Origin of the sequence: Nocardioides jiangxiensis (genome assembly GCF_030580915.1) — a bacterium.
Taxonomy (GTDB): Bacteria; Actinomycetota; Actinomycetes; order Propionibacteriales; family Nocardioidaceae; genus Nocardioides; species Nocardioides jiangxiensis.
In genome coordinates this window covers 2,188,469-2,203,720 of the sequence record NZ_JAUQTA010000001.1, presented here as the reverse complement: position 1 = coordinate 2,203,720, position 15,252 = coordinate 2,188,469, and the positions used below count along the sequence as shown (strand labels likewise).

At 72.3% G+C, this 15,252-nt stretch carries 13 protein-coding genes; 6 read left to right on the top strand and 7 right to left on the bottom strand.

Annotation, left to right across the window (positions count from 1 at the left end; translation table 11 throughout):
- Positions 1-5: 5 nt before the first annotated feature.
- Entirely contained in the window at positions 6-1,403 is a 1,398-nt protein-coding gene (locus tag Q5722_RS10800) for a class II fumarate hydratase (protein WP_305028209.1), read from the top strand.
- A gap of 3 nt (positions 1,404-1,406) precedes the next feature.
- Here the strand turns inward: Q5722_RS10800 and Q5722_RS10795 are convergent, their stop codons facing one another.
- From Q5722_RS10795 to Q5722_RS10780, 4 genes are all read right to left on the bottom strand, one after another.
- A complete protein-coding gene (locus tag Q5722_RS10795; RefSeq protein ID WP_305028208.1) occupies positions 1,407-1,835 on the bottom strand; it encodes a hypothetical protein in 429 nt (142 codons plus the stop codon).
- Between the two features lie 8 nt (positions 1,836-1,843).
- Entirely contained in the window at positions 1,844-2,485 is a 642-nt protein-coding gene (locus Q5722_RS10790) for an aggregation-promoting factor C-terminal-like domain-containing protein (RefSeq protein ID WP_305028207.1), read from the bottom strand.
- A 222-nt stretch (positions 2,486-2,707) separates the two neighbouring features.
- Positions 2,708-3,988 (bottom strand): RNA 5'-3' helicase PhoH2, encoded by a 1,281-nt coding sequence (gene phoH2, locus Q5722_RS10785; RefSeq protein ID WP_305028368.1) that lies wholly within the window; start codon positions 3,986-3,988, stop codon positions 2,708-2,710.
- 399 nt (positions 3,989-4,387) lie between these two features.
- Positions 4,388-5,188 carry an isoprenyl transferase gene (locus Q5722_RS10780; protein WP_305028206.1) on the bottom strand — a complete coding sequence of 267 codons (801 nt, stop codon included), beginning with the start codon at positions 5,186-5,188 and terminating at the stop codon, positions 4,388-4,390.
- A gap of 36 nt (positions 5,189-5,224) precedes the next feature.
- Here Q5722_RS10780 and trhA point away from each other — a divergent pair, with 36 nt between their 5' ends.
- Positions 5,225-6,052: a PAQR family membrane homeostasis protein TrhA gene (gene trhA, locus Q5722_RS10775; RefSeq protein WP_305028205.1), complete on the top strand. Its 828-nt coding sequence runs from the start codon at positions 5,225-5,227 to the stop codon at positions 6,050-6,052.
- On the opposite strand, the gene Q5722_RS10770 is transcribed toward trhA, so the two are convergent.
- On the bottom strand, positions 6,037-6,906 hold the full coding sequence (locus tag Q5722_RS10770) for a DUF1353 domain-containing protein (RefSeq protein WP_305028204.1): 870 nt from the start codon (positions 6,904-6,906) through the stop codon (positions 6,037-6,039). The two genes, trhA and Q5722_RS10770, sit on opposite strands and share 16 nt — an antisense overlap.
- A gap of 103 nt (positions 6,907-7,009) precedes the next feature.
- Here Q5722_RS10770 and Q5722_RS10765 point away from each other — a divergent pair, with 103 nt between their 5' ends.
- From Q5722_RS10765 to Q5722_RS10755, 3 genes are all read left to right on the top strand, one after another.
- On the top strand, positions 7,010-7,858 hold the full coding sequence (locus Q5722_RS10765) for a hypothetical protein (protein WP_305028203.1): 849 nt from the start codon (positions 7,010-7,012) through the stop codon (positions 7,856-7,858).
- A gap of 83 nt (positions 7,859-7,941) precedes the next feature.
- On the top strand, positions 7,942-9,183 hold the full coding sequence (locus Q5722_RS10760; protein WP_305028202.1) for a serine hydrolase domain-containing protein: 1,242 nt from the start codon (positions 7,942-7,944) through the stop codon (positions 9,181-9,183).
- Positions 9,184-9,196: 13 nt separating this feature from the next.
- Positions 9,197-9,823 (top strand): TetR/AcrR family transcriptional regulator, encoded by a 627-nt coding sequence (locus Q5722_RS10755; protein ID WP_305028201.1) that lies wholly within the window; start codon positions 9,197-9,199, stop codon positions 9,821-9,823.
- A 3-nt stretch (positions 9,824-9,826) separates the two neighbouring features.
- On the opposite strand, the gene Q5722_RS10750 is transcribed toward Q5722_RS10755, so the two are convergent.
- Positions 9,827-10,852 carry an Atu2307/SP_0267 family LLM class monooxygenase gene (locus Q5722_RS10750; RefSeq protein ID WP_305028367.1) on the bottom strand — a complete coding sequence of 342 codons (1,026 nt, stop codon included), beginning with the start codon at positions 10,850-10,852 and terminating at the stop codon, positions 9,827-9,829.
- A gap of 42 nt (positions 10,853-10,894) precedes the next feature.
- Positions 10,895-12,919: a thioredoxin domain-containing protein gene (locus tag Q5722_RS10745; protein ID WP_305028200.1), complete on the bottom strand. Its 2,025-nt coding sequence runs from the start codon at positions 12,917-12,919 to the stop codon at positions 10,895-10,897.
- Positions 12,920-12,976: 57 nt separating this feature from the next.
- Here Q5722_RS10745 and Q5722_RS10740 point away from each other — a divergent pair, with 57 nt between their 5' ends.
- Positions 12,977-15,019 (top strand): DUF2207 domain-containing protein, encoded by a 2,043-nt coding sequence (locus Q5722_RS10740; protein WP_305028199.1) that lies wholly within the window; start codon positions 12,977-12,979, stop codon positions 15,017-15,019.
- Positions 15,020-15,252 lie beyond the last annotated feature (233 nt).

Below are 15,252 nucleotides of genomic sequence, written 5' to 3'. Positions count from 1 at the left end.
GAGGCATGACCGACGACGCAGGTTTCCGCATCGAGCACGACTCCCTCGGCGACGTGAAGGTGCCCACGGACGCCCTCTGGCGGGCACAGACCCAGCGCGCGGTCGAGAACTTCCCGATCTCGGGCACGACCCTGGAGCGCTCGCACCTGCAGGCGCTCGCGCTGGTCAAGGCGGCCGCAGCCCGGGTGAACAACCGCCTCGGTGTCCTCGACGACGAGCGCTCGACCGCGATCGCGGACTCCGCCGCGGAGATCGTCGAGGGCAGGCACCTGGACCAGTTTCCCATCGACGTCTTCCAGACCGGCTCCGGCACCAGCTCCAACATGAACATGAACGAGGTGCTCGCCGGCCTCGCCGCGCGGCGCGGGGTGGTGGTCCACCCCAACGACCACGTCAACGCCAGCCAGTCGAGCAACGACGTCTTCCCCACCTCGATCCACGTGGCGGCCACCCGCGCCACCGCCGAGCAGCTGATCCCGTCACTCGACCACCTCGCGAAGGCGCTCGACGGCAAGGCGCAGGAGTTCGCCGGTGTCGTGAAGGCGGGACGCACCCACCTCATGGACGCGACGCCGGTCATGCTCGGCCAGGAGTTCGGTGGCTATGCCACCCAGATGCACCTCGGGGTCGAGCGCCTGCAGATGACGCTTCCCCGGGTTGCGGAGCTACCACTCGGCGGCACCGCCGTCGGCACCGGCATCAACACCCCTCCGGGCTTCTCCGCCGCCGTCATCGCCGAGCTCGCCGACGTGACCGGGTTGCCGTTCGTCGAGGCGCGCGACCACTTCGAGGCACAGGGGGCACGCGACGCACTGGTCGAGCTGTCGGGCCAGCTCCGGGTGGTCGCGGTCGGCCTGACCAAGCTCTGCAACGACCTGCGCTGGATGGGCTCCGGCCCGGCTGCCGGCCTCGCCGAGATCCACCTTCCCGACCTCCAGCCGGGGTCGTCGATCATGCCCGGCAAGGTCAACCCCGTGCTCCCCGAGGCCACGCTCCAGGTCTGCGCCCAGGTGATCGGCAACGACGCCGCGATCGCATGGGCCGGCGCGTCGGGCAACTTCGAGCTCAACGTCATGCTGCCGCTGATCGCTCGCAACCTGCTGGAGTCGATCCGTCTGCTCGGCCGCGCCAGCCGGCTCCTCGCCGACCGGTGCATCAGCGGCATCACCGCCAACGAGGCCCGCCTCCGCGCGTACGCCGAGTCCTCCCCCGCCGTCGTCACCCCCCTCAACAGGTACGTGGGCTATGAACGGGCCGCGCAGATCGCCAAGAAGTCCCTCGCCGACGGCACCACGATCCGGGAGACGGTCATCGCGCTCGGCCTCGTGCGCGACGGCGTGCTGACCGAGGCCCAGCTCGACGAGGCGCTCGATGTCGACCGGATGACCCGCCCCGGGGACTGAGGCTCAGAAGGAGGCGACGAAGCCGGCGAGCAGGACGCCGAAGGCCGCGATCTCGGCGACCGCGAGGCTGGTCATGAACGCGTGCACGCCCGCGCCGGGCCGCCGGAGCTGGTTGTCGGTGTCCTGGCGCAGCCCGTGCACCATGTAGGACCCGATCGCCGCGACGAAGTAGAGGGCCAGCACACCGACCGCGGTCAGGTCGACCGCCGGCGGCCAGGCGCTCAGCTGCACGAAGACGGCGACGAGGCCGAGGGCGAACGCGTAGAGCAGCGCCGCACGGTGCGCCATGTCGGTGTACGGGTGCGCGTGACCCTCGGGCGACGCGAGGATCTGGCGGTACTTCACGACCCCGAGCAGCAGGGCCCAGAGGAAGACCAGGCCCGCGGCGAGCAGGGTCAGCCGGGTGTCGAGGCCGAGATCAGCCGTCCCCATGTGGTGGCTCAGTACCAGCCGTAGCCCTGGCTGTGGCCCCACGCGCCGCACGGGCTGCCGTAGCGGTCCTGGATGTAGCCGAGGCCCCAGGTGATCTGGGTGACCGGGTTGTTCTGCCAGTCCGGGCCGGCGGAGGCCATCTTGGAGCCGGGCAGCGCCTGCGGGATGCCGTAGGCGGAGGAGCCCGGGTTGTCGGCGTGGATGTTCCATCCGGACTCGCGGTTCCACAGCGAGTCGAGGCAGCCGAACTGGTCGCTGGACCAGCCGAAGTCGGAGAGCAGCGCCTTGGCCACCGAGCGCGGGTCGAGGTCACGGATGTCCTCGGTGCGGGTGTAGCCGTTGGCAACGGAGTCGGTGGCGGCCAGCGGCGCGACCTTGGCAGCCGACGGCGCATCGCGTCGGTCGGAGCGCGAGACCACCGGGTCGCGCTCGATGTCGGCGCCGTTGATGCCGTTGACGGTGGCGAGGTCGATGTCGGCGGCGGCCGCGGCGACGGCGGGCGAGCCACCGTCGGTGACCAGGCCGGTGGCGACGGCGGAGCCGGTCGCACCGACCGCGATCGCGGAGAACACGACGGAGTTGCGGAGGAGCTTCTTCGGCGCTTCGGTCGCCGGAACGGCGTCACCACGGTGCTTCGGAACGTACTTCACATGCTTCGACACAGTCAGGATCTCTGGCTCGACGTCAGGGCAGCGTCTCCGGCCGAGAGAAGCCGCCCGGAGCTGGATCACAGCGCGGGCGGCCCGAAGACGAAGTACCACCATGCAGGAGATGGCGCGCGAGACCAAGTCGAACGCGCCGGACTGTGAGGGGAGCGACAACCTCATCCGGAGGCATCAGTCACTCCCCTCACAGGAGTCACAGCCGTTACATCACATCGTGACGTGCTCCAGCATCTCGGTGACCAGGGCGGCGATCGGCGAGCGCTCCGACCGGGTCAGCGTCACGTGCGCGAAGAGCGGGTGCCCCTTCAGCTTCTCGACGACCGCGACCACTCCGTCGTGGCGACCGACCCGGAGGTTGTCGCGCTGCGCGACGTCGTGGGTCAGGACGACCTTCGAGTTGGCGCCGATCCGCGAGAGGACGGTGAGGAGGACGTTGCGCTCGAGCGACTGCGCCTCGTCGACGATCACGAACGCGTCGTGGAGCGACCGGCCACGGATGTGGGTCAGCGGGAGCACCTCGAGCATGCCGCGGTCGACGATCTCGTCGATCACGTCCTGCGTGGTCACCGCCCCGAGGGTGTCGAAGACCGCCTGACCCCACGGGCCCATCTTCTCCTCGGCACTGCCCGGCAGGTAGCCGAGCTCCTGGCCGCCGACGGCGAAGAGCGGCCGGAAGATGACGACCTTCTTGTGCTGGCGCCGCTCCATGACCGCCTCGAGGCCGGCACACAGCGCCAGGGCGGACTTGCCGGTGCCGGCCCGGCCGCCGAGCGAGACGATGCCGACCTCGGGGTCGAGCAGCATCTCCAGCGCGATGCGCTGCTCCGCCGAGCGGCCGTGGAGGCCGAAGGCCTCCCTGTCACCGCGCACCAGGTGCACCTGCTTGTCGGCACCGACGCGACCCAGCGCCGTGCCGCGGTCGGAGAGCATGACCAGGCCGGTGTGGCACGGCATGTCGCGGGCCTCGGCGAGGTCGACCACGCCGTCGTCGTACAGCTCGTCGAGGACGGCGGCCGGGACCTCGATCTCCGCCATGCCCGAGTAGCCGGTGTCGGACTCGTGGATCTGCTCGCTGCGGTACTCCTGCGCGTCCAGACCGACCGAGGAGGCCTTGATCCGCAGGGGCATGTCCTTGGATACGAGCGTGACGTCGTTGCCCTCGTCGCTCAGGTTCTTCGCGACGGCGAGGATGCGGGTGTCGTTGTCGCCGAGGCGGAAGCCCGACGGGAGCGACTCGGGGTTGGTGTGGTTGAGCTCGACCCGGATCGTGCCGCCCACTTCGCCGATCGGCATGGCGGTGTCGAGGCGGCCGTGGAGGATCCGCAGGTCGTCGAGGGCACGGAGGGCGGCCCGGGCGAAGTAGCCCAGCTCGGGGTGATGGCGCTTGCCCTCGAGCTCGGTGATGACCACGACGGGGATGACGACCTCGTGCTCCTCGAACCTGCGCAGGGCGCCCGGATCGGCCAGCAGCACGCTGGTGTCGAGCACGTAGGTGCGGGTCGCCTGCTTCTTCGTCGTACGCCGTGCCGTGCCGGCCCTGGAGGCGGACGACGTCGACTGGGCGCTGGTGCTGATGCTGCTCGTGGCCACGACTACCCCTTGGAAACCGACACACGCACCCGCGTCCCGGTCCTAGCTCAGCTGGTTGGACCGGCCAGTCCGCAGGCCGGGGTGCCGGCCCCCTCCCGCACGGCAGCAGCATCCCTGCTGTCGGGCGTTCAGTCCGTGATCACTCACGTTGCGGGCCTTCCGGTGAGGCGAGCTTCCCCACTCGCCATTACTGCGAACGTACGACCCTCAGGTACCCAGATTCCGGCGACACGCCCGTGCGCGCGGGGCGTTCACGCAACCGTCACGCCACCGTGAAACGCGTGTGACGGACGAGGCTCAGGAGCCGAAGCGGCGCTCGCGTGCGGCGTACGCCCGGAGGGCCCGGATGAAGTCGACGCGGCGGAACTCCGGCCACAGCGCCTCGCAGAAGTAGAACTCGCTCTTGGCGCTCTGCCACAGCAGGAACCCGCCGAGCCGCTGCTCCCCCGAGGTGCGGATGACGAGGTCCGGGTCAGGCTGGCCCTTGGTGTAGAGGTGCTCGGCGATGTGCTCGACGTCGAGCGTCTGCGCGACCTCGTCGATCGAGAGGCCCTGGGCCGAGGCCTCGACGAGGAGGGACTTCACCGCGTCGGCGATCTCCTGGCGGCCGCCGTAGCCGACCGCGACGTTGACCAGCATGCCGTCGACGTCCCGGGTGGCCTCCTCGGCCTCCTTGAGCCGCTGCGCCGTGCGCGCGGGAAGCAGGTCGAGCGCACCCACCGGGTGGATCCGCCAGCGGCGCTGGTCGGCGAGGGAGGCGACTGCCTCCTCGATGATGCCGAGGAGGGGGACGAGCTCCTTCTCCGGACGGTTGAGGTTGTCGGTCGAGAGCAGCCACAGCGTGACCACCTCGATGCCGAACTCCTCGCACCACTCCAGCAGCGGCTCGATGTTGGCGGCTCCGGCACGGTGACCGTGGGCCGTGTCCCGACCGACGGCCTTGGCCCAGCGCCGGTTGCCGTCGAGCATCACGCCGACGTGCTTGGGGAGGCCCTCCTCGGGCAGGAAGCGCACCATGCGCGCCTCGTACGCCGGGTAGAGCATGCGCTTGACGCGCTGCCGCGCCCGCACGACCCGTTCACTCCGCGTACCTGCCACGCCACGCAGCCTACCGGCGCCGGTACCGTGGCTGCCGTGAACGAGACGAGGCGTGCAGAGCACGACGGCACCCCCGCCAGCCGCCGGGACCGCGCCAAGGAGCGCGCCGAGGCCGTGGTCGACCGCGCGGTCGACGCCGCCGGCGCGGCGCGTGACAGGGCGGCCGAGGCCCGCGACAAGGCCACCGCGAAGATCGCCGACAAGATGGCCGAGGTCAAGCCGCACATGCGCGGCTGGCTGCACGCCGGCAGCATCCCGCTGATGACCGCAGCCTTCGCTGTCCTGATCGCGCTGTCGCCGTCCGCGATCACGGCCGTCGGCTCCTCCGTCTACGCCGCCAGCGCCCTGCTGCTCTTCGGCGTCTCGGGCATCTACCACCGGGGCACCTGGGCGCCGAGGATGTGGGCCTTCTGGCGCCGCTTCGACCACGCCAACATCTACGTCTTCATCGCCGGCACCTACACGCCGATCGCCTTCCTCTACCTGCACGGCGCCGCACGGTGGACGCTGATCGGCATCGTCTGGGGCTGTGCCCTGGCCGGCATGATCTTCAAGATCGGATGGCCGGGAGCGCCCCGCTGGGTGGCGATGCTCTACGTCGTCATGGGCTGGATCGCCGTCTTCTTCATCCCGCAGTTCCACGCCGGGGCGCACCACTTCCCCACGTGGGTCAACGTCACGACCTTCACCCTCATCGCGGTGGGCGGCGTGCTCTACACGATCGGCGCCGTGGTCTACGCGACGAAGCGACCGAACCCCTCCCCCACCTGGTTCGGCTTCCACGAGGTCTTCCACCTCTTCACGGTGCTCGCGTTCATCTGCCAGTACATCGCGGTCTCGGTCGCGACCTACTCGCTGCGCTGACCTGCGCTGCTCCCTGACGTACGTCGGCGGGTGAGCAGCGCCGCGGCCGCCTCCGCCGCCCAGTAGAGCCCGGTGAGGAACGCGAGCGCGATGGTCACGTGCAGCAGCAGCGCCAGCCCGATGCACATGATCCAGCCCGCGACACGGAAGCGTCCCCACAGCAGCCCGAGCAGCGCCGGCAGGACCACGGCCATCGCCCCGCCGCGCGCGAGCTCCGCGAGGAACGAGCCGTGTCCCATCCACGGCACCACCTCGAGCACGTCGGCGAGGTCGAGCGTGGCGAGGACGCCGAGGACGGCCACGAGGCCCAGGGTGCCGACGACGGCGAGCCGGTAGCGCCACTGCCGCGCCGCCGACCAGCGGTTGTCGCGCCCCCGCCAGAGCGTGTTCGTGGTGACCGCCGCCCAGACGAGCCAGCGGCGTACCAGCGGCGTGCCGGCGTCTGCCATCGCGTCGCGGAAGATCCGGTCCGCGTCGACCCGCGTCAGTGCGACCCGGCGCCCGTCGGGCGACACGAAGGCGCCCTGGTGGCACAGCCCGTCGTGGAGCAGCGCTGCGGGCAGGTGGGCCCCGGTCTTCGGGACCAACCAGGTGAACAGCGCCGGGACCGAGGCGAGGTCGGTGAGGAAGTCGGCCCGCGCCGGCACGAGGAGCGGACCGAACCGCCGGTCGAGGTACCCGATCCTGCGCAGCATCAGGAGGCGCTCCCGCCCTGCTGGGTCCAGCCGCCGCTCCAGGACGATCCGGGGATCGGCCAGGTCATCGGGCGGGACCTCCGGCTGGTCGTGCGACGGAGCCACACCGCCGTCGAAGAACCGGCGGGGCTCGTGCGGGATGGGGGCCTCGGGCTCCATGCCACCCAGTCTGCCCGCACACGGTTCACGAAGCGTTCACGATCCGCCGCCTACCTTCGCGCGGAGCGCGGCGCCGCAGGCGCGTCGCCCGAAAGGAAACACCATGAAGCGGGGCCGCCAGGACCTCATCCTCGTCGTGCTGATCGTCGCCTTCCTCGGCTTCGCCGCGGCCGGCGAGACCCGGCTGGTCGGGTGGTGGGGAGGTCGCACCCTCGAGCAGCGCATGGCGGACCACCCGCAGCCGCCGCTCTACCCCGCGACGACGGTCGCCCGGGCCGGGCACCTGATCGACCCCGAGGCGGCGCGCGCACACGCGCTGATGGCCAGGTTCTGGCAGCAGTCGCGGACCGCGAAGCCCCACGACGACAAGTTCATGACCTGGGCCGCCAGCGCGTTCCCGGTCACCCCCGACGCCGACGCAGCACAGCCCGCCGCCACCGCCACGAGCCACGCGGGCAACGTCGCCGCGGCCTGGCTCCACAACCACGGGACCTACGACGTGTGGATGCTCGCCGCCGACAAGCACGCCGGCACCGTCCACCCGGCCGACCTGAAGGATGCGACCGCGACGGCGATCAGCCTGGCGACCCAGCTCTCCGACACGCTCCGGGACCAGCTGCGCACCCAGTCCACCACCGTGCCGACCCCGACGCCCACCCCGACGACCGGCCGCACGACCGGGGAGGCCGCAGCGGACGGCCCGCACGTCCCGCCGTTCCCGTTCCCGGCCCGGGAGGAGGCTGCGGCGGCCGCCGCCCGCGGCGTCCTGGCCGCCCTCGACACCGGCGACTCCGCCACGTACGTCGACCTCGAGCGCCAGGTCGCCTGGTCCCGTCTCTACACGCGCACGCTCTCCCCCGCCGACATCGGCATGGGTGCACTCCTCGGCGACATGGTGGCCGAGTACGTCCTCGCGACCCGCGGTGGCCTCACGCCCGACCAGATGGGCTGACCGCCGCGGATCCATTTGATACTGTCGCGTGTCAGATAGAGCGCGCCTCCCGGGACACGGCGCCTCACGAACCCGGGAGCACCGTGCACGCAGCACTGACGCAGCTGACCAGGCCCTTCGGCACCAGGGTCGCCGTCCCCCGCCGGCTCTCGCCGCTGACCACCGTCGGCGACGAGGTCGACCCCACGACCGTCGGCCTGCGCACCGATGACGTCGAGCGGATCTGGAAGGCGGTCCGGGCCTTCTACCGGACGGGCCTGCAGCCCGGCATGAGCCTGGTCGTCAAGCACCGCGGCGAGGTCGTGGTCGACCGGGCCATCGGTCACCGCCGCCTCGGCGCCGACGACCTGATCACCACCGACACACCGGTCTGCCTCTACTCCTGCTCCAAGGCGATCAGCGCCGTGCTGGTGCACCGCCTGGTCGAGGAGGGCGGCCTCGCGCTGGACGACACCGTCGCGTCGCACCTCCCCGAGTTCGCGGTGCACGGCAAGGAAGCCGTCACCGTCCGCGACCTCCTCACGCACCGCGCGCGGCTCGCCCGCCTGCCCTTGCGGAAGCCGGAGACCGACGAGCTGCTCGACATCGACCGGGTCGTCGCGGCCCTGTGCGACGCCCGGCTCGCCCGGTCGCCTCGGCAGGCCTACCACGCCGTCACCGGCGGTTACCTGCTCGACGCGATCGTGCGACGCACCGGTCGCAGCTTCCCCGGGCTGCTCGAGGAGTACCTCGCCGGCCCGCTCGACCTGCCCACCATGACCTACGGCGTCCCTGAGGACCGCCGGGACGCGGTGGCCCTGAGCTACTGGACCGGACCGACCGTCGTACCGCCGCTGACGACGGTCATCACCCGCGTCCTCGGCGTCGAGCCGCACAAGGTGCCGGACGGCCTGAACTCGCCGGGCGCGATGTCGTCCGTCCTCCCCTCGGCCGGCATCTGGGCCAGCGCCCACGACGCCGCCACCGTCTTCGAGATGCTCATGCGGGGCGGCGAGCTCGCCGGCACGCGCGTCCTCTCCCCCGGGACGTACGCCGAGGCCGTGCGCCCGGCGGGCCCACTGGTCATGGACGGCATGCTGCCGGTCCCGATCCGCTTCTCGGCCGGCTTCATGCTCGGCGAGCCGACCGCGTCGCTCTACGGCTGGAACACCCCGGAGGCGTTCGGCCACCTCGGCTTCATGAACATCACCTGCTGGGCGGATCCGGCGCGCGAGCTCTCGGTGGCGTTCCTCAACACCGGCAAGTCCGCCTCGCCCGAGGCGGTGGTCCGCCTCGCGGCCGTGAACTGGGCGATCAGCAAGGCGATCCCCCGCACGCAGGCGTGAAAGGATCCGCGGCATGAGCTCCGCTGAGAGGACCGGGCGGACCTACGGCGGCGCCTCGCCGGCCCAGCGCACCAGCGAGCGGCGCTCCCGGCTGCTGGAGGCGGGGCTGGCCCTCTACGGCACCCGCGGCTTCGCCGCCACCTCGATCGACGCCGTGTGCGCCGAGGCCGGGCTGACCAAGAGGTACTTCTACGAGAGCTTCGGCTCGGCGGAGGAGCTGCTGACGGCGGTCTACCTCGACGCGACCGCGCGCGTGCAGGGGCAGGTCGCCGAGGCGATCCTCGTGGCGGGCGACGACGTGCGACACCGCGCCGCGGCCGGCATCGCGGCGTACTTCCACGTCATCGACACCGACAGGCCGACCGCCAACGTCATCCTCAGCGAGCTCCTTCCGCTCGCGGGCAGCGCCCGCGACGCGATCCGCGGCGCCACCGCGAGCTGGACCGCCCTCGTCGCCACCGCACTCGACGGCCGCCGCTATCGCGGCCACGACACCCGTCTCGTGGCGGCCGCCGTCTGGGCGCTGCTGGCCGGCAGCGCGATCCGCTGGGCCCTGGACGACTACGCCGAGCCGGTCGAGGCGCTGATCGCGCTGACCAGCGACGTCGTCGCCGACGTCCTCGCCGGCGTCGACGACTGAGGTTCAGGCGAGCATGTCCCGGACCAGCGGGACGACCTGCGAGCCGTAGAGCTCGATCGAGCGCAGCAGGTCGCCGTGCCGGACCCGACCCTGGTCGTACTTCAGGTCGAAGCGGTCGAGCCCGAGCGTCCGCACCGTCGCCGCGATCTTGCGCGCCACCGTCTCGGGCGAGCCCACGTAGAGAGCACCGTCGACGACCTCGCGCTCGAAGTCGCCCGACCGGGGCGGCGGCCAGCCCCGCTCCGCGCCGATCCTCGTCCGCATCGCCAGCCACCCGTCGTGGACGATCGCGCGGGCCTCCTCATCGGTCGTGGCGACGAGCCCCGGCGAGTGCACCGCCACCGCCTGCCGCTCCACCCCGAACTCGTCCTGGGCGCGCTCGAAGAGGTCGACGTACGGCGCGAAGCGGTCGCTCGAGCCGCCGATGATCGCCAGGAAGAGCCCGAAGCCGTGGCGTGCGGTGCGGACGACGGACTCCGGACTGCCGCCCACGCCCACCCAGGCCCGCATGCCGCCCTCGGTCCGCGGGAAGACCTCCTGGTCGCGCAGCGGGGCCCGGGTCGTGCCCGACCACGTCACCGGCTGCTCCTTCAGCAGCGCGGCGAGCAGCTCGAGCCGCTCCTCGAAGAGGAGCTCGTACTGGCTCAGGTCGAAGCCGAAGAGGGGGAACGACTCGGTGAAGGAGCCACGTCCCGCGACGATCTCGGCACGGCCCCGGGAGACGGCGTCGAGGGTGGCGAACCGCTCGAAGACGCGGACGGGGTCGTCGGAGCTCAGCACGGTGACGGCCGAGCCGAGCCGGATCCGCTCGGTGCGCGAGGCGACGGCGGCCAGCACCATCTCCGGGCTGGAGACGGCGAAGTCGCTGCGGTGGTGCTCGCCGACGCCGAAGAAGTCGAGGCCGACCTGGTCGGCGAGCACGGCCTCGTCCACGATGTCGCGGATCACGCGGGCATGGTGCTGCGGGTTGCCGTCGGCATCGCGCGTGACGCCGCCGAAGGTGTCGAGTCCGAACTCCCTCTTGGTCATGGACACGTCAACCACTTTCGTCCGGGGCTGATTCCCCGCCCGTCACAGGCTCGCGGGGTCCGTCACCGGGCGCTCGCAGACCATCCCGCGGCACACGTACGCCGTGGGCCGCCCGTCGACCATCGGCCGGTGGCGCAGCAGGTCGAGGGCGGCATCGTCTCCGGTCTCCGCGGGCGAGGCGACCAGGACGATCGCGCCCGGACGGCGGCGCGCCGCCAGCGCGAGGGCATCGCGCTCCGGGCCCGGCTCCCCCACCACCACGACCTCCTCGGGACCGGACAGCATCGTCTCGGCGGCGGCCAGCGACCAGCCGGCGAAGCGCGGCGCCCGGGTGGCCAGGGGTCCGAGCACGGCCAGCGTCTCCTCGGCCGCCGTGCGATGCGCGCCGGACCCGGTGAGGGCGGCGTACGTCGCGAGCGCATGGACGACCGCGGACTGGCCGCACGGGCTGGCGTTGTCGCTGAACTCGCGCGGCCGGGTCACGAGCTCTTCGGCGTCGGCCGCGGTGTCGAAGAAGCCGCCGTCGTCCGCGCGGAACTGCCCGAGCGCGACGTCGAGCAGCCCCCGCGCGTGGCCGAGCCACGCGGGGTCGCCGGTCGCCTGGAGCAGGTCGAGGAAGCCGAGCGCCACGCAGGCGTAGTCCTCGAGGACACCGGCGTGGGAGCCCACCGCACCGTCGCGCGAGACCCGGCGGAGTCGCCCGTCGACGAGGTGGACGTCGAGCAGCAGCCGGGCCGCGGCGGCGGCAGCGTCGACGTAGTCGTCGCGCCCGAGGAAGGTGCCGGCGGCGCAGAGCCCGCTGATCGCCAGGCCGTTCCAGGCGGCGACGACCTTGTCGTCGCGGTGCGGCCGGGCCCGCAGCTCGCGGGCGTCGAGGAGACGCGCCTTCACCTCGGAGAGCCGGGCCTGCTCGCCCGACGCCGTCGGCACGTGGCGCAGCGTCAGCGTCGACATGCCCTTCTCGAAGGTGCCCTCCTCGGTGACGTGGAAGAGCTCTGCCGCCCATGCGCCGCGGTCGTGGCCGAGCGCCTCGACGAGCTGCGCCGGGGTCCAGGCGTAGAACGCCCCCTCCTCGGAGTGGCCCTCCGGCGTGAGCGAGTCGGCATCGAGCGCGGAGGCGAAGCCGCCCTCCGGCGTACGCAGCTCACGCAGCAGGAAGTCGGCAGTCTCCTGGGCGACCCTCCGGGACAGGTCGTTGTCCCGGCGCGCGTAGAGCCCGAGCAGCTGGGCGTTGTCGTAGAGCATCTTCTCGAAGTGCGGCACCACCCAGCCGCGGTCCACGGCGTAGCGCGCGAAGCCGCCGCCGATCTGGTCGTACATCCCGGACCCCGCCATCGCGTGCAGCGTGCGGACCAGCATGTGGCGGGCCTGGCGGACGAGCTCGTCATCGCCCGCCGCGGTGCCGGAGTCGCGGGCGTCGACGTACCGCCGGAGGAACTCGAGCACCATCGACGGCGGGAACTTCGGCGCACCTCCGAAACCACCCGCGAGCGGGTCGAACTCGGCCGCCAGCCCGCGGACCGCCTGGTCGAGGTCGGCAGCACCCAGCGTCGCGGACGCGGTCAGCGCACCCTGCCGCAGGTGCTCGGCCACGGCCGCCGCCGCTGACGCGACGTCGTCGGGCTTCTTGAACCAGGCCTCCGCCAGCGACGTCAGGACCTGCCGGAACGCCGGCTGCCCGTGGCGCGGCTGGTCCGGGAAGTAGGTGCCGGCGAAGAAGGGCCGGCCCTCGTGGTCGAGCACGCAGGTCATCGGCCAGCCACCGCTGCCGGTCATCGCCTGGGTCGCCGCCATGTAGACCGCGTCGACGTCGGGGCGCTCCTCGCGGTCGACCTTGACGTTGACGAAGAAGTCGTTCATCAGTGCCGCGGTCGCCTCGTCCTCGAAGGACTCGTGCGCCATCACGTGGCACCAGTGGCATGCGGCGTAGCCGACGCTCAGCAGCACAGGGACGCCACGACGCCGCGCCTCATCGAACGCCTCGGGCCCCCACTCCCACCACTCGACCGGGTTGTCGGCGTGCTGCAGCAGGTAGGGGCTCGTCGCGGCGGCAAGGCGGTTCGACATGCCTCCAGCCTGCCAGCCGTCACCCTCCCGACGTCGCGGTGGCTTATGTTGCGCGACATGAGGCGCTTCTTCGCGGCGTACGTCCTGGGGCTCCTGCTGCTTCCGGCCCTCCTGCTGGCGCCGCGCTGGTGGCACGACGAGAGCGAGGCCGGCGGCTCCGATGCCCACCCGATCAGCCGCTACGTGGCCGACTTCGACGTGCACGCCGACGGGTCGATGGCGGTCGTCGAGCGCGTGACGGTCGACTTCCGCGACGACGGGAGCCACGGCATCTACCGGTACTTCGACCTCGACGACCCCAACGCCCCGGGGCTCCGTCGCGCGCCCCACGACATGAGCGTCACGGTCGACGACCGCCGCGGCGCCCACGCCGTGGTGGAGCGCTCGACCCAGCGGCACGGGCGGTTCGTCGTTTACCGGGTCGGCAGCCCCGACCGGACGCTTCCCGCCGGCGAGCACACCTACGTGCTGCGGTACACGGTCGACGACGTCCTGCTGCCCGCCGGCAGCCGCTCGCGCTTCTACTGGGACCTCGTGCCCGGCGGTTGGCAGAACACCATCGACGCCACCACGCTGCGTGTGCACCTGCCGGCCGGGATCGGCCGCGTGCGTTGCACGGTGGGGTGGGGACCCGGCGACGGATGTGACCAGGTGATGCCCGGCGCCGACGGCGACTCGTTCACCATCACCCAGCACCACCTGTGGTCCCGCACGCCGGTCACGGTCAGCACCCTCGTGGACGTACGCCGCCCACCGCTGGCCCAGCAGCTCCGCCCGTGGTCCGTCGAGGCCGAGCGCACCTGGGGGTCGAGCAGGGAAGCGGCGGCGCTCGCGCTGCTGCTGACCGCGGCGATCGTCCTCGGCGGCGGCTTCGTGGTCTGGAGGATGCGCGAGGCCCGGCCGCCGTTCCCGCTGGTCGCCGGCCCGCCCCGCGGCGTCGGGCCGGCGCAGGCCGCCTACCTGCTGGAGCGCCGGTTCACGCGCGCCATGTTCGCCGGGTCGCTCCTCCAGGCCGCCGTGGCCGGGATGATCACGCTGGGCCGCGGCCGCAAGGGAACCTGGCGCTCGCGTCCGGGCACCGACGACTGGCAGGTGGACGACGTCGTGACGCGTCGCCTGTCGAGCAGCCTGGGAGACCGCGACGTCTCCTTCGACCGGTCCGGCGGAGCGCGCCTCGGCGGTGCCCACCGGGCACTGACGCAGGCGACCGCGTCGTGGGCCGCCGACTCCGGCCTGCTCGTCGGCTGGACACCGCCCGCCTGGCTGCGCTGGAGCCAGGGCGTCGCTGCCGGGCTCGGTCTCGTGCTCGCCGTGGTCGTCGCGTCGACCGGGCCGATCGTGTGGGCGCTGCCGCTCGCCGCCATCGCTCTCCTGGGCGGCACGAGCCTGCTCCTGGAGCGAGGGGGCCTGGCCATGACGACCTTCGCCATCTGGGTCCTGTCCGTCTGTGCCGGAGCGGTGTTCGTCTGGGGCGCACTGACCGGCCACGGCTTCGCCTCGTTCCTCACGGGAGTCGGCGGCGGCATCGCGACCCTCGGCGTCGTCACGCTGGTCGGCACGGAGCGACCGACGGGCGGCGTGTACCTGCGCGCCACCCCCGAGGGGCGCGAGGCGTGGAGCCGCGCCGGCGGCTTCCGGCGGATGCTCGCGACCGACAGCGCCGAGGCCCGCAGCACCTTCGCAGCCAGCACGGAGAGCACCTACCTCCAGTGGCTGCCGTACGCCGTCGCGTTCGGCTGTGCGGACGCCTGGGCCGACAAGTTCCCCGACGTCGCCGATCTGGTGCCGCGGGTCGCGGACCAGGCCGATGGACACCGGATCGCGTCGGATGGGTCGGCTCGGTCGGTCGCGCCCGCTCCGTCGACCGACGACCTGGTCAGCTCGTTGCACTCCTTCGCAGCCTCGGGCGAGTCCGCGATCAGGGAGAGCATCGGTGCCTTCGTCCGCACGTCGCGCCTGGCGTCACTCCGGGGCGCCGGAGAGTCGTGGAGCTCGGGCTCGTCGAGCAGCTCCTCCTCGGGCGACGGATCGTCCTCGTCGGGCGGCGGTGGGTTCTCCGGCGGCGGAGGCGGTGGCGGAGGTGGCGGAGGCACCTGGTGACACCGCGGCCCACAGCGTGGGCCGGATCACACCACATCGTGGACGCCACCGCGTCATGGGTGCGCGATGCAACCGTTCCACCGGCGTACGGACACGCAGGACTCGGCCTGCCCGCCTACCCACTCGGGGGAACCCATGACCAACATCGTGCTCGGCACCGTCGCCATCGTGGCGGCCGCGACGTTCACTGCGACGACGACCGACGCCCCTCCTGCACCGGCTCCGGCCCACGC

What these genes read in the sequence shown, in the direction of transcription:
- Q5722_RS10800 (WP_305028209.1), top strand. Translation starts at nt 6, where the DNA reads ATGACCGACGACGCAGGTTTCCGCATCGAGCACGACTCCCTCGGCGAC.
- Q5722_RS10795 (WP_305028208.1), bottom strand. Translation starts at nt 1,835, where the DNA reads ATGGGGACGGCTGATCTCGGCCTCGACACCCGGCTGACCCTGCTCGCC.
- Q5722_RS10770 (WP_305028204.1), bottom strand. Translation starts at nt 6,906, where the DNA reads ATGGAGCCCGAGGCCCCCATCCCGCACGAGCCCCGCCGGTTCTTCGAC.
- Q5722_RS10765 (WP_305028203.1), top strand. Translation starts at nt 7,010, where the DNA reads ATGAAGCGGGGCCGCCAGGACCTCATCCTCGTCGTGCTGATCGTCGCC.
- Q5722_RS10755 (WP_305028201.1), top strand. Translation starts at nt 9,197, where the DNA reads ATGAGCTCCGCTGAGAGGACCGGGCGGACCTACGGCGGCGCCTCGCCG.
- Q5722_RS10750 (WP_305028367.1), bottom strand. Translation starts at nt 10,852, where the DNA reads ATGACCAAGAGGGAGTTCGGACTCGACACCTTCGGCGGCGTCACGCGC.
- Q5722_RS10745 (WP_305028200.1), bottom strand. Translation starts at nt 12,919, where the DNA reads ATGTCGAACCGCCTTGCCGCCGCGACGAGCCCCTACCTGCTGCAGCAC.
- Q5722_RS10740 (WP_305028199.1), top strand. Translation starts at nt 12,977, where the DNA reads ATGAGGCGCTTCTTCGCGGCGTACGTCCTGGGGCTCCTGCTGCTTCCG.